Raw genomic sequence first — 12,724 nt, 5'->3', positions numbered from 1 at the left:
CATTAATTTTTGCCAAATGCTTGTCTGTGCTGTGTTTCACGAAAATTGTTGTAGCACGCCCAATGGATATACTCCACTTCTTATTATTGATTTAAAACAAGTATTTTTTGCACTTTTTTCAAGTAAAATTAAAAAAGTTTAAAAAAAGTTAATCGTTAATAAAAATAATTATACCTTAGCGAACCTTTATACGAAGCCATAATAAAGTATAAAGTTAAACATCTCCTAAAACGTAGTTGGTGTTAAAAAAGTGACCTCTAATTGATTGCCTCTAACGATTGCTACGCCGTGTGTTAACGTAAAATTTTGATCCGGGTTTCTTCCCGGATTTTTTATGCACTTTATTTTTTCATAGAACTAAAATAAAAAGGTCCTTCCGTAGAAACGGACTGACCTCTAACGATTGCTTGCCATATGAAAAAACTTAAAAATCTATTTTGTGTCATGTTCCTCAGTATCTTTCTTCACTTTAATAACCTCTTTGTGTTATTGTTACACAAATGTACACCATAAATCTGCCGATCTGAAACCAAGTTAAGCATGTTTCTCTGTCCTTCAAGGCAAGGAAATTTCTTGTAATGCTTGTCTGTATTGACTTTCAAAACATTTGGACAATTATATCCAAACAAAAAAAATGATCTTTAGATATCATGTAACCACTGAAGTGTAATATTTCTGGCCTGATTAACGTTATTATAAAGTTTAGAAATAACAACGTGTAGGCCAAGTTGAATAGAAGGATCTGCTGGTATTTTCCCAGAATCGGAAAAATACCTCATTAACATTTTCTTGTAAATAGAAATTATTTTAATATTGGTAGATTTGTATCTATGGCGAAAACAAATCCACAGTCGCAAGCTGCGTTTTCTTTTTCGATGACGTTGAAAAGGTTGAGCCGCAACCTAAACCAAGAAAACATGTATTGCGCCCGCCGGCGCAAATAGAAGCAGAAGATGAAACGGATATAACAGATATCCAGAGCGTTGATACGCCTGTATCTAAACCGGCTGTTGATGAAGTTTCTGACAATATAAATGAATCTGAAGAAGTGCTCGCCACCGATATGCAAGCAGTTGTAGCGTCTGATGATGAATACATTTCTGCAAATACATCTGATCAAGCGGAAAATTCAGTTGAATTAATCGCAGCGCAAAAAGATGAAATTTCTTCAGGATCGGAACAGGTTGCTGACGAGAAGATACCGGAAAGAAGAAACCCCGAGGCCGTAAATCTGTAAAAGAGCACACTATCGCAGCAGGCATGATCGAAATGCCTGATGATGAAGTATTATTTTCCCGTCAATATTACAGCATGGGCGAAGTAACAACTATGTTCAGGGAAAATCATTCACTGATCCGTTATTGGGAAAGTGAGTTTGATATTTTGAAACCGAAGAAAAATGGAAAAGGAGATCGTTTTTTCAGGCCGGTAGACGTAAAAAATCTTTACCTTATTTACGACTTGTTGAGAAGGCGTAAATTTACAATAGAAGGTGCGCGAGAATATTTAAAGAATAATAAAAAGGCCGAAGAAAAATTTGCAGCGGTACAGTCATTAGAAAAAATAAAATCGTTCTTTTTAGAACTGAAAGCCACTCTTTAATAAATGATTAAGCCACGGCCCTTTCATAAATAATACGCATACTGCATCATTTGTATTGCAATGGCAAACAATACCAGCACCCTTTACGTTTAATAAAATAAATGATCAAATTACGAATGAAGTACTTGTTCCCGATCCTGATTTTTATGCTGCTTTACAATGGCGCAAATGCACAGAATTTCGAAACTACCAAAGACAGGACCGGCAGAAAAATGCTTAAAGGTTTTGTAACAGATAGTTTGTTAAAGGCCGACACTTCATCGTTCAAGTGGTTTATTGAAAACGAGCAGGTGTATAAGCCATCTGATGCAGTTGTTAGAAGTTTTAATAGCAAAAAAGATAGCGTATCGTATATGGTTTTTTTCGGCACATGGTGCCCCGATTCACATTACGTAATTCCCCGATTTTATAAGATAGCTAACCAGGCGGGCACAGAGAAATCCCGGATAACTTTATTCGCACTTGACAGAACAAAAAATGATGCGGCGCATTTTGCAGCCAACTTTAACGTAAAACATGTTCCCACCATTATCATTCTTAAGAATGGCAAAGAAATCGGGCGCGTTGTAGAATATGGGACTTCAGGACGGTTTGATGAAGAGCTGACTTCTATTCTTGATAAAAGTAATTAATCAGCCGGTTTAACGATCGTGACACTTGTAGATTTTCCCGATGCCGCAATTTCTAGGTTTTCCATTAATAGTAATATTTCCAGGTTGATGCTTTGTTTAATAAGATTGAACTTAGTAATATCTTTTGGCTCGGTGTAATAATCTCCTGCAACGATCAGTGCATTCGCAGTTATTTCAGTAAGATAAAGATTGTAGTTCTGAATTTCAGGGTTGGTAAGAATGGTTTTAATACCCGCTAATAATTCATCCACTTTTGCTGGCGCAGTATCTACACCTATTTCTAATCTAATATCACCTCTACGTTGCGTTCTGTTACTTAAGTTATCAAGCACGCTATCCACCATTTGTTTGTTAGGAACAGTGATATATGTTTTAGCATCTGTCCTGATACGCGTGCTGCGTAATCCGATTCTTTCTACCACGCCGCTGAAATTATTTACTTTAACAGCATCTCCGGTTTCAAATGGCTTATCAAAAAAGATAATAAAAGAAGCGATCAGGTTTTCAAGACTTTCTTTTAAAGCCAATGCTATGGCGGCACCAACAATGCTAAGGCCTGTTACAAGCCCTTTAATATCATAGTTGAAGGTGTATTTTAAAACAAGCAGTGCGCCAATTACACCAATGATTACTTTAATAAAATCCTTAAAGAAAAAAACCAACTGATGATTACCAGGATCTCCGCTTCGCATATAGCGCTCTTTTATTAATAGCACCACAAAGTCCATCGACTTTATAAGAAACCTGAAAAAAGTTATAATAATTAATGCAGAAGCGGCCATCCGCAGCAACTCTTTTAAGCTTATTTTATAAATTTTTATATCCAGCAAGTTGGGGAAATTGAGCCGGTCAAGTGTTATAACCGTTATCAATACTGCAATAAAAAGTCCTAAAGGTTTTGCGATAAGATATTTAAATGTGTGTGGGTCAAGTGTTTTATACCGCTTTTTTAGTAAGAAGGCAAAGAACGAAGCAACATAATGAGCAATGAATCTTTTAAATAAAAAACCGAAAAAGATAATAACCCCAACGATCAAATAGCTTTGAACCGTATTATCTAAAATAACCTGATGTAAAACCTCTTCCATTATAAAAGTTAAATATTACTTCAAAAATAATGAGCTATTTGCATAGGTAATCTTAAATATCTAAAGCTCGACATAACTTTACAGGTTCAAATCAATTATTAATGGCAGACTGGGAAGGTAAATCCAAGGGAAATAAAAGCGGCTATGGAATTTTTATCACCATACTGAAAACATTTGGTGTAATGCCTGCATATATTCTGCTTGTTTTTGTGGCCGCCTGGTATTATTTGTTCAGCTGGAAGTCGTCGCAGACGGTATGGTATTATTTCAGAAAAAGATTGCGGCTTTCTTTTCCCAATTCTTTAATAAAACTCTATAGCAATTATTATTGGTTTGGCCAGGCTATAATCGACAGAATTGTTATGATGTCTGGCATTAAAAACAAATTCACCTTTAATTTCGATGGGGAACAACACCTTCATGAAATGGTGAAAAAGGGAAAGGCGGACTTTTATTGAGTGCACATATCGGTAACTGGGAGATTGCCGGACATTTATTGAAGCGGCTCAATACCAAAATAAATATTGTAATGTTTGATGGAGAACATCAACAACTAAAACAATATCTGGAAAATACCACGGGCCAGCGAAATGCGAATATTATAGTAATAAGGGATAATCTATCTCATATTTATGAAATAATGGAAGCGTTGAATAATAATGAGCTGGTATGTATGCACGCAGACAGGTTCTTACCGGGAAATAAAACAATTGATATTGACTTTTTAGGCAAGGAGGCAAAATTTCCTCAAGGGCCCTTTGCTCTTGCTACAAAGCTGTCTGTACCTGTTTCATTTGTTTTTGCTATGAAAGAATCTCTTTTTCATTATCATTTCTTTGCTACACATGGAGTTACATATAAAGAAACAGGCAACGCAACACCCGAATATGTATTACAAAACTTTGCAGAAGCAATGACGGATAAAATAAAAACCTATCCTTCGCAGTGGTATAATTATTACGACTTCTGGAAATAATCTGAACTCAATAAAATCCTTAAGTTTCCTTACTTTTAACGCCATAATAAACCTCTTTGAGTATTTCAAAAAACATACTGTCATACATTCCGCAGCGTGATCCCTTTGTCATGATTGATACGCTGGAAACTTGTAGCGACAATGCGGCCACCACCACTTTTACTGTAAGAGCCGATAATATTTTTTTGAAAGATGGCAAATTGTGCGAACCGGCTTTGGTGGAGAATATTGCTCAAACAGCAGCAGCAAGAATGGGTTATATTTGCCAGCAGGAGCAAAAACCGGTACCGGTTGGGTTTATTGGAGCTGTTCAAAATTTAAAGATCACCAACCTTCCCAAAACTGGCGATTTACTTACAACAGCCGTTACTATTAAAAACCAAATATTCAATGCAACCATTATTGAAGGCGCAATTTCTATAAATGAGGAATACATTGTATCCTGCGAAATGAAAATCTTTATTTCTTAATAATTATAAAAGTTAAAAATGCGATCCAGACTAACACTCCTATTAATGGGGCTAGCTTTAAGTGTCGCCCTAAAAGCTCAAACCCTGTCGGAAGTTTTAAACGATACAAAAGCTTCTATTTTTTATTATGGTATTGATTTTACTAAAGCAAAATTGATAGGGGATCCTAACGCAAATCCTCAGGATATTGTAGACCGGCAGTTTGCAGGCATCAATGCTTTAATGCTAAATGAGCCCAAAAAGTATGATATAGCAGGCGCTTTTAGAAGATCTGAATTACAAAGTGATTTAAGTTTTGTTGATAAACGCAATGCAAAAATTGACCCTGACGAGCTTATATCATCCAGCACAGAAGATTTTAATCGTCTTTCAGAAAAAGATGTAACGGCATTGGTCAAGGCATTTGATGGTGGTAATAGATCCGGAACCGGCCTTTTGTTTGTGGTAGATGGCATGAGTAAGTACAAAAAAGCAGTATCTCTTTGGGTAACCTTATTTGATATAAAAAAAAAAAATTTTATTAACAGAGCGTTTAGAAGGTGAAGTAGGAATGGGCTTTAGCTTTAGGAATTATTGGGCTACCGGATTTAAAAAGATAATAGATAAAGTAGCTAATTCGAAATACAAAGAGTGGAAATCAAATCAATAGGATATGATTTCCCAGGAAAAAAGGAAGGCCAATAATCGCCACAACAACTAAGAAAAAAGAATGAAAACTCTAAGCCATACAATTGAGGTTTTGATCCGCTTTAACGAAGCGGACCCGTTGGGCATTGTCTGGCATGGGCATTATATCCGTTATTTTGAGGATGGAAGGGAAGCCTTTGGAAAACAGTACGGCATAGGCTACCTCGATTTTTTTAAAGAGAACGTTGTTGTTCCTATTGTGCACGCAGAGTGTAATTATAAAAAATCCTTGAAGTTTGGAGACACCGTGGTGGTTGAATCGACATATCATCCCTGCGAAGCAGCAAAAATTATTTTTCATTTCAAGTTATATAACAAATCCGATGGAAACCTCGTAGCTACCGGAACTACTACCCAGGTTTTTTTAGATAAAGACTCGCAAACCTTATTGTTAAACAACCCTGCTTTTTTCTCGATTGGAAAAAGCAGCAAGGGTTATCATAAAATTTTTATGAACCCGGCAGCAGTACTACTATCATCTTCCTTGCCACGCTCGCTTGTGCACCTGTGCATATGTCAGCAGAAAATCAACGCAGTCGTTGGCGCATCTGCTTTTATAAAAATTAAGGAGGGAATTGTATGAGCCATCCCGTTTTTGTAGTGGCGGATAATATTGTATCTGCATTAGGTTTTACTTCTGCCGAAAACTTTTCTCAGCTGTTAAAAGGCGCAAGCAATGTGCAGCAACATGCTCCGGGCAACCGAAGTCCCCAAGCGTTTTATGGGTCTCTTTTCCCGGAAACTTTTTGGGAGCAACACACTATTCCATCCTTCACAAAGTTTGAAAGCTTACTGGCGATTTCTATAAAAGATGCGCTGAATCAGGCAAATATTAACCCTGCAAATTCTAAAACCGGACTGATCATTTCTTCAACCAAAGGAAACATCAGTTTGCTTGAGGATAATGAGGTTTCAGATACACTAAAACAAGAAATCGGCCTTTCTTCATCTGCAAAAAAAATAGCGGCACATTTTGGGTTTCAATCACAACCCGTTATCATCTCACACGCCTGTATTTCTGGGTTAGTAGCTTTAATAACAGCAAAAAGAATGTTACAGGCCGGATTATTTGATCACATTGTTGTTGCAGGCGCAGATATTATAACAAGATTTATACTTTCCGGATTTCAATCTTTTCAAGCCGTTGCCGATGAACTCTGCAAACCATTTGATGTAAACAGAAAAGGAATTAATTTGGGTGAAGCGGCTTCAACCATAATACTTTCTGTGAATAAGCCGGTTGGAAATGATGTTATACAATTGACCGGCGGCGCGGTTAGTAACGATGCCAATCATATTTCTGGTCCTTCGAGAACAGGGCATGAATTATTTATTGCCGTAAAACAAGCAATAGAGGAAGCTGGTATTTCTAAAGAACAAATAGACTTTATATCGCTTCACGGAACAGCCACACTTTATAATGATGATATGGAAAGCAAGGCAATCCGTCTCGCAGGCCTGCAATCAGTTCCTGTTAATAGTTTGAAGGGCTATTATGGGCACACTCTTGGCGCTGCAGGGTTAGTAGAAAGCGTTATCAGCATGCATTCTTTACAACAAAATATCATCATCCCTACAAAGGGTTTTGAAACACCTGGAACTGCGGAAATAATGAACGTTTGCAGTACCTTGCAGCACACTCACCTTAATTGTTGTCTTAAAACGGCATCAGGTTTTGGTGGTTGTAATGCAGCAGTAGTTTTTGAAAAAGTTCATAAACTTGAGGTGCAATTTTAGCACCTCAAAAATTCATTTTCTTTAAGGTGCTAAAACTGCACCTTAAAGAAATGAATCTGATATTGAGCATCAACTTTTCTTGAGGACGCAATTTGCGTCCTCAAGAGCGATAATTATGAAAAACCACTAATTTCTGTTTAAGATGAATGTAACGGTGATACAAAACAAGATTTATGAACTTCGCGGATTCCGCGTAATGTTGGATTTTGATTTGGCAGCATTGTATGAAACGGAAACCAAATATTTAAAACGTGCAGTAAAAGCAAATATTGGACGTTTTCCGGAAGATTTTATGTTTGAGCTTACAAAGGCAGAATATGATTCTTTAAGGACGCAAATTGCGACCATAAACAAATCGGGAAGAGGCCAACATGTTAAATATATGCCGTTTGCTTTTACAGAACACGGCGTAGCCATGCTGGCAGCGGTGCTTAAATCGGACAAGGCAATTGATATGAATATTAGTATTGTTCGGGCTTTTATCGCATTAAAACAAATGGTTATAGACCAAAAAGGCGTGATGCAAAAATTGGAAGAAGTGAGATCGGAACTGCACCAGCGCATAGATATACACGATGCGCAGCTTGGACAAATTTATGAGGCAATCGAAAATATGTTAGATGAGCAGGCGGATAAAAGACAAAAAGAAGAAGGCTGGAAAAACAGGACCCCCAATCGGATTTAAAAAAAGAAAAAATTAAAAATATATATACTTCCCATGATCGACTTTTACAAACAGGAACAAAAAACCGCTATTGAGGCCAAGCACATGGCTCAGATTATAGCCCATGGCCCTATTCTTTTTCAGGTGGCAAAAGTGCTGAGAGACAAAGGTATACTTGAAGTTATTGAAGAGGCAAAGTCGGCAGGTATTGAGCTGCAGGAAATTTGTGAAAAAGTAAAACTAAGTGAATACGGTGTACGTGTTTTGTTAGAAGCGGGATTAGGTTTGCATCTGGTAAAATATACAGATGATGAAAAATTTGCTATTACTAAAACCGGATATTTCATTTTGCACGATCCGCTTACGAAAGTAAACATGAATTTTGTTCACGATGTTTGTTATAAAGGTATTTTTCATTTGGATGAAGCCATCGAAACAGGCAAGCCTGCGGGCTTACGTGAGTTAGGAAACTGGAATACGGTTTATGAAGGCCTTTCTCAATTGCCTTCAAATATTCAAAAAAGCTGGTTTGAGTACGATCACTTTTTTCTGATATTGCTTTTCCAGAAGTTATAAAGCAGGTTTATGCCGAGAATATTAAAAGTTTACTTGATATTGGGGGTAATACCGGTAAATGGGCTTCTGCCTCTGCTACGCACGGTGAAAATATCCATGTAACAATTATGGACCTACCCGGCCAGGCGGAAATGGCCAAACAACGTATTGCCGAATTGGGCCTTAGCGATAAAGTATCATTTTATCCATGTAATATTCTGGATGAAACTGTACCTTTCCCTAAGGGATTTGACGCGATTTGGATGAGCCAGTTTTTAGATTGTTTTTCTGAAGATGAGATTGTATCTATACTTAAAAGATGTGCGGGCTCTATCGATGATGACGGAATTGTGTTGATATTGGAAGCCTTTTGGGACACCCAACGTTTTGAAACGTCGGCTTTCTGTATTCAACAATTGTCGATTTATTTTACTGCAATTGCAAACGGAAACAGCCAAATGTATGACAGTCGTGTATTCAAAAAATGCATCGACAAAGCCGGCTTTGATATTGCGGAGCAAATTGACGGAATTGGTTTGAGCCATACTTTATTAAAGTGTAGGAAAAGAAAGTTATGAATGGTGAATAACGAATAGTGAACAGGCAAATGCAACAAGTTAAAAAGCAAAAAAATCTAGAACTTGTTAATCTCATTATGCAAAAGTTCCGCAAAATCATATTAATCAAATAAATCAAGGTTTAGAGAAATGCAACCCGAAAAAACAGACGTACTTGTAATTGGAGCAGGACCTGCTGGAACGGTAGCCGCGTCCATTGTAAACCAAGCTGGTTATAAAGTGAAAATTGTAGAAAAGCAACTGTTCCCTCGCTTTTCAATTGGAGAAAGCTTGCTGCCGCGTTGCATGGAGGCGTTGGAGGAGGCGAAGTTTTTAGATGCAGTAAAAGCACGCAACTACCAGCAAAAAAACGGAGCTAAGTTTGAAAAGAATGGAAAAATATGTAACTATTTTTTCAATGATCAGTTTACTGATGGCTGGGGCTGGACCTGGCAGGTTCCTCGTGCTGATTTCGATCATACATTAGCAAAAACTGTAGAAAGTCAGGGCGTGCCAGTAGAATACGAAACGGGTGTAACAGGAATTGTTTTTCATCCCGACGGAACATCTACCACGACGGTAGAAGATAAAGACGGAAATAAGAGAGAGATTTTTGCCCGCTTTATTATCGATGGTAGTGGCTATGGTCGTGTTATTCCTAAGCTATTTGGAATGGATCGTCCATCAAACCTTCCACCGCGCAAAGCTGTGTTTACACATATTGTAGATACTAAGCGCTCGATGGATGACGAACCTGATCGCATTACCATAATTGTACATGATAAAGCTGTTTGGATTTGGGTAATCCCTTTTTCAACGGGAGTTACTTCTGTAGGGTTTGTTGCAGATCCTGGTTTTTTTGATCAGTTTACAGGCTCGCAGGAAGAAATTATGCGTGCGCTTATTGCTTCTCAACCATATATCGCGGAACGCATGAGAGATGCCGAATATGTTTTTGAGCCTCGTGTGCTCCAATCCTGGTCGGCTACAACCGACAAGTTTTATGGAGATGGCTTTGTATTAACAGGAAATGTTACGGAATTTTTAGACCCTGTATTCTCTTCCGGCGTTACATTGGCTACCGTGTCGAGCCAGATGGCCGGTAAGCTGGTAGTGAAAAAATTGAAAGGAGCCGATGTGGATTGGGATAATGATTATATGAAAATAATGCAGCAAGGCGTAGACACATTCCGCAGTTACGTAATGGCCTGGTATGAAGGAACGCTGGACACCATTTTCTTTGCCGATGATCAGGACCTGGAAATCAAAAGAAAAATATGCTCTGTTCTGGCCGGATATGTGTGGGATACCGATAATGATTATGTAAAAAATCATGATACGGCATTAAAAAAACTGGCAAAAACTATTCACCTAAGAGATAGTATACAATACATTAATAACGGCTTTAAAGATCCGGAAAAGGCGTAGTGCAGCATACCGAATTATATATAACAGAAAGCGTCAGCGTTCTTAATAGAACAGTAGTTCACAATGATAAAGTTCTATTGGAAGCCGAAGAGCATACCGAAGATTTTTTTCAGTTTCTTTACGACCGCCTGAACATCGACTATCCTAAGTTTTTTAAAATGGATGCATTGTGCAAGCTGGGCACTGCCGCTGCTCATGTATTGTTGAGGCATTTTAAAAAGGAGGAATATCTCCCCGAAGAAGTGGGTATTGTTTTATCAAATAACAGTGGAAGTATTGAAGCTGATATCAACTATTATGAATCTTCGAAAACCTTCCCCAGCCCATCACTATTTGTATACACGCTTCCCAATATTGTAATTGGTGAAATCAGCATCCGGTATGGATTTAAAGGAGAGAACGCATTTTTTATCAGCGAGAAATTTGATGCGCAATGGATTTACTTTTATGTAAATAATCTAATGCAAAATCAAAACATAAAATGCTGCATTTGTGGCTGGGTTGATGTGAAAGATGAGCAATACAACGCACGGCTTTTTTAATAGAAAAAGGAAAAGAGAATGGCGTTAACTTTACCGCGGCGAGTTTAGACGGCGTAGCAAAATGATGAAATATAATCGGAACGATGAAGAGTGCGACGCAAAACCGTCCGAATATATTTATTGCCTGGTAAATAAATAATAATTAAAAGATTTTTTTGAATGGATAAGAAAGAATTAATATATCAGTTAAAACAGCAAATTATTAAACAATTGAATCTGGCGGGGAAGACGCCGGAAGACATTAGGGACGATGACCCCCTTTTTGTGGAAGGCTTGGGACTGGACTCGATTGATGCTTTAGAGTTGATTGTATTGCTGCAACAGGAATATAACATTAAGCTAAAGAACGCTGAAGAAGGACAAACGATATTTCGCTCTGTAGCAACAATGGCTGATTATATTTTGGAACAACAAACTGGAGCTGCTAATTAATTTTAGAAAGTATTTGTTATTAATATGGATAACGACCCGTTAAAGTTAGAGCGTTCTTCTCCCCTCTCCCTCCGGAGAGGGGTCGGGGTGAGGCCGTTTACATAGCTGGTGCTGGCATTATCTCATCCATTGGAAATAATCTGGAAGAGAATCTTGCTGCACTTATGTCTGGAAAAGCCGGAATGGAAGCGATGAAGCGACTGGATTCTCTACACAAAGAGGAGCTTCCGGTTGCCGAAGTAAAGCTTACTAATAAGCAGCTTGCGGAAAGAACCAACCTAAAATCAACTATTAGTCGTACCGCATTATTAAGTACCGTTGCAGCAAAAGAAGCGATACAAAACTCGGATTTAGATATAACAAAATGGCGCACCGGGTTTATCTCTGCTAACTCAGTTGGCGGCATGGATAAAACAGAAAATTTTTTTGAAGACTTCCTGAAAGATAATACCAGCGGGCATTTGCATGAAGTGGTGCATCACGAATGCGGAGCTGTAACAGAGGTTACGGCTGATGCTTTGGGTATAAAAGATTTTGTAACCACGGTCAGTACGGCTTGTTCTTCTTCTGCCAATAGTATTTTTTAGGAGCGCGATTGATCCGTCAAAACAAATTGGATGTTGTAATAGCTGGCGGCACTGATGCGCTGGCAAAATTTACATTAAATGGCTTTAATACTTTAATGATTTTGGATAGCCAGTATTGTCAACCGTTTGATGAAAACCGACGTGGTTTGAATTTAGGCGAAGGAGCTGGTTATATTGTATTGGTTTCGGAAAAAGTAGCGGCCACATTGAATAAACAACCAGCGGTCATTATTAATGGTTGGAGCAATGCTAATGATGCGTATCACCAAACAGCATCTTCACCCGATGGAACGGGTTCGTTGTTGGCAATGAAAGGCGCGTTGGCTAAAAGTGGCTTGCAGCCTGCAGATATTGATTATATTAACTTACATGGTACTGGTACCAGCAATAATGACATCGCGGAAGGAACGGCTATTAAAACTTTATTTGAGAACAATTATCCGGCGATGAGCTCTACCAAATCCTTTACCGGCCATACTTTGGGCGCCAGCGGTGGAATAGAAGCGGTGTTCTCATATCTTGCCATTCAAAAGGGACTGATATTTCCTAATCTTCGTTTTGAAACACCAATGAAAGAATTGCCCTTCACACCGGTTACTGAATTGCAACAGTGGGAAATAAAACATGTTATGTCCAATTCTTTTGGGTTTGGCGGTAATTGTAGTTCGCTGGTATTTAGTAAGGGTTGATCCTTAAGTTTTCCAAATGTTTTCGTAGTGGTACAAAAAAATAGCGGATCTATTCAATCCGCCATATCAATAAAAAAT

Annotated in this window: 18 protein-coding genes; 17 read left to right on the top strand and 1 reads right to left on the bottom strand. The window is 38.1% G+C overall.

Annotated features, from left to right (window positions below):
* Window positions 1–922: 922 nt before the first annotated feature.
* The 3 genes from MKP09_RS19225 (at window position 923) to MKP09_RS19215 (ending at window position 2,234) form a co-directional block, all read left to right on the top strand.
* Window positions 923–1,237: a hypothetical protein gene (locus MKP09_RS19225; RefSeq protein WP_240831919.1), complete on the top strand. Its 315-nt coding sequence runs from the start codon at window positions 923–925 to the stop codon at window positions 1,235–1,237.
* A 23-nt stretch (window positions 1,238–1,260) separates the two neighbouring features.
* Window positions 1,261–1,602, top strand: coding sequence for a MerR family transcriptional regulator (locus MKP09_RS19220; RefSeq protein ID WP_240831918.1), 342 nt, complete (start codon window positions 1,261–1,263; stop codon window positions 1,600–1,602).
* 116 nt (window positions 1,603–1,718) lie between these two features.
* The gene (locus tag MKP09_RS19215; RefSeq protein WP_240831917.1) at window positions 1,719–2,234 is read left to right on the top strand and encodes a thioredoxin family protein; all 516 of its coding nucleotides are present in this window, start codon (window positions 1,719–1,721) and stop codon (window positions 2,232–2,234) included.
* Here MKP09_RS19215 and MKP09_RS19210 read toward each other — a convergent pair.
* A complete protein-coding gene (locus MKP09_RS19210) occupies window positions 2,231–3,322 on the bottom strand; it encodes a mechanosensitive ion channel family protein (protein WP_240831916.1) in 1,092 nt (363 codons plus the stop codon). The two genes, MKP09_RS19215 and MKP09_RS19210, sit on opposite strands and share 4 nt — an antisense overlap.
* Before the next feature lie 101 nt (window positions 3,323–3,423).
* Here MKP09_RS19210 and MKP09_RS19205 point away from each other — a divergent pair, with 101 nt between their 5' ends.
* From MKP09_RS19205 to MKP09_RS19140, 14 genes are all read left to right on the top strand, one after another.
* Window positions 3,424–3,780, top strand: a complete 357-nt coding sequence (locus tag MKP09_RS19205) for a hypothetical protein (RefSeq protein WP_240831915.1) — start codon at window positions 3,424–3,426, stop codon at window positions 3,778–3,780.
* Window positions 3,777–4,298: a lysophospholipid acyltransferase family protein gene (locus tag MKP09_RS19200; protein WP_240831914.1), complete on the top strand. Its 522-nt coding sequence runs from the start codon at window positions 3,777–3,779 to the stop codon at window positions 4,296–4,298. The genes MKP09_RS19205 and MKP09_RS19200 overlap by 4 nt, the downstream gene beginning before the upstream one ends.
* Before the next feature lie 56 nt (window positions 4,299–4,354).
* Complete coding sequence (locus MKP09_RS19195) at window positions 4,355–4,768, top strand: hotdog family protein (protein WP_240831913.1); 414 nt, start codon at window positions 4,355–4,357, stop codon at window positions 4,766–4,768.
* A gap of 45 nt (window positions 4,769–4,813) precedes the next feature.
* On the top strand, window positions 4,814–5,311 hold the full coding sequence (locus MKP09_RS19190; protein WP_240831912.1) for a hypothetical protein: 498 nt from the start codon (window positions 4,814–4,816) through the stop codon (window positions 5,309–5,311).
* 166 nt (window positions 5,312–5,477) lie between these two features.
* Window positions 5,478–6,038 carry an acyl-CoA thioesterase gene (locus tag MKP09_RS19185; RefSeq protein WP_240831911.1) on the top strand — a complete coding sequence of 187 codons (561 nt, stop codon included), beginning with the start codon at window positions 5,478–5,480 and terminating at the stop codon, window positions 6,036–6,038.
* A complete protein-coding gene (locus MKP09_RS19180) occupies window positions 6,035–7,192 on the top strand; it encodes a beta-ketoacyl synthase N-terminal-like domain-containing protein (RefSeq protein ID WP_240831910.1) in 1,158 nt (385 codons plus the stop codon). Before MKP09_RS19185 ends, MKP09_RS19180 begins: the two co-directional genes overlap by 4 nt.
* A gap of 142 nt (window positions 7,193–7,334) precedes the next feature.
* A complete protein-coding gene (locus MKP09_RS19175) occupies window positions 7,335–7,877 on the top strand; it encodes an ORF6N domain-containing protein (RefSeq protein WP_240831909.1) in 543 nt (180 codons plus the stop codon).
* A 33-nt stretch (window positions 7,878–7,910) separates the two neighbouring features.
* Complete coding sequence (locus tag MKP09_RS19170) at window positions 7,911–8,432, top strand: hypothetical protein (protein ID WP_240831908.1); 522 nt, start codon at window positions 7,911–7,913, stop codon at window positions 8,430–8,432.
* Window positions 8,411–8,989 carry a methyltransferase gene (locus MKP09_RS19165; protein ID WP_317235451.1) on the top strand — a complete coding sequence of 193 codons (579 nt, stop codon included), beginning with the start codon at window positions 8,411–8,413 and terminating at the stop codon, window positions 8,987–8,989. Before MKP09_RS19170 ends, MKP09_RS19165 begins: the two co-directional genes overlap by 22 nt.
* A 129-nt stretch (window positions 8,990–9,118) precedes the next feature.
* On the top strand, window positions 9,119–10,396 hold the full coding sequence (locus MKP09_RS19160; protein ID WP_240831907.1) for an NAD(P)/FAD-dependent oxidoreductase: 1,278 nt from the start codon (window positions 9,119–9,121) through the stop codon (window positions 10,394–10,396).
* The gene (locus MKP09_RS19155; protein WP_240831906.1) at window positions 10,396–10,938 is read left to right on the top strand and encodes a beta-ketoacyl-[acyl-carrier-protein] synthase family protein; all 543 of its coding nucleotides are present in this window, start codon (window positions 10,396–10,398) and stop codon (window positions 10,936–10,938) included. Before MKP09_RS19160 ends, MKP09_RS19155 begins: the two co-directional genes overlap by 1 nt.
* A 159-nt stretch (window positions 10,939–11,097) precedes the next feature.
* Entirely contained in the window at window positions 11,098–11,370 is a 273-nt protein-coding gene (locus tag MKP09_RS19150) for a phosphopantetheine-binding protein (protein ID WP_240831905.1), read from the top strand.
* A gap of 101 nt (window positions 11,371–11,471) precedes the next feature.
* Window positions 11,472–11,957, top strand: coding sequence for a beta-ketoacyl synthase N-terminal-like domain-containing protein (locus tag MKP09_RS19145; protein ID WP_317235450.1), 486 nt, complete (start codon window positions 11,472–11,474; stop codon window positions 11,955–11,957).
* Between the two features lie 26 nt (window positions 11,958–11,983).
* Complete coding sequence (locus tag MKP09_RS19140) at window positions 11,984–12,646, top strand: beta-ketoacyl synthase N-terminal-like domain-containing protein (protein ID WP_262915522.1); 663 nt, start codon at window positions 11,984–11,986, stop codon at window positions 12,644–12,646.
* Window positions 12,647–12,724: the final 78 nt, after the last annotated feature.

Source organism: Paraniabella ginsengisoli, assembly GCF_022513635.1.
Classification (GTDB): Bacteria; Bacteroidota; Bacteroidia; order Chitinophagales; family Chitinophagaceae; genus Niabella; species Niabella ginsengisoli.
The sequence above is the reverse complement of the archived record's forward strand: the minus strand, read 5'-3'. Positions and strand labels throughout refer to the sequence as shown.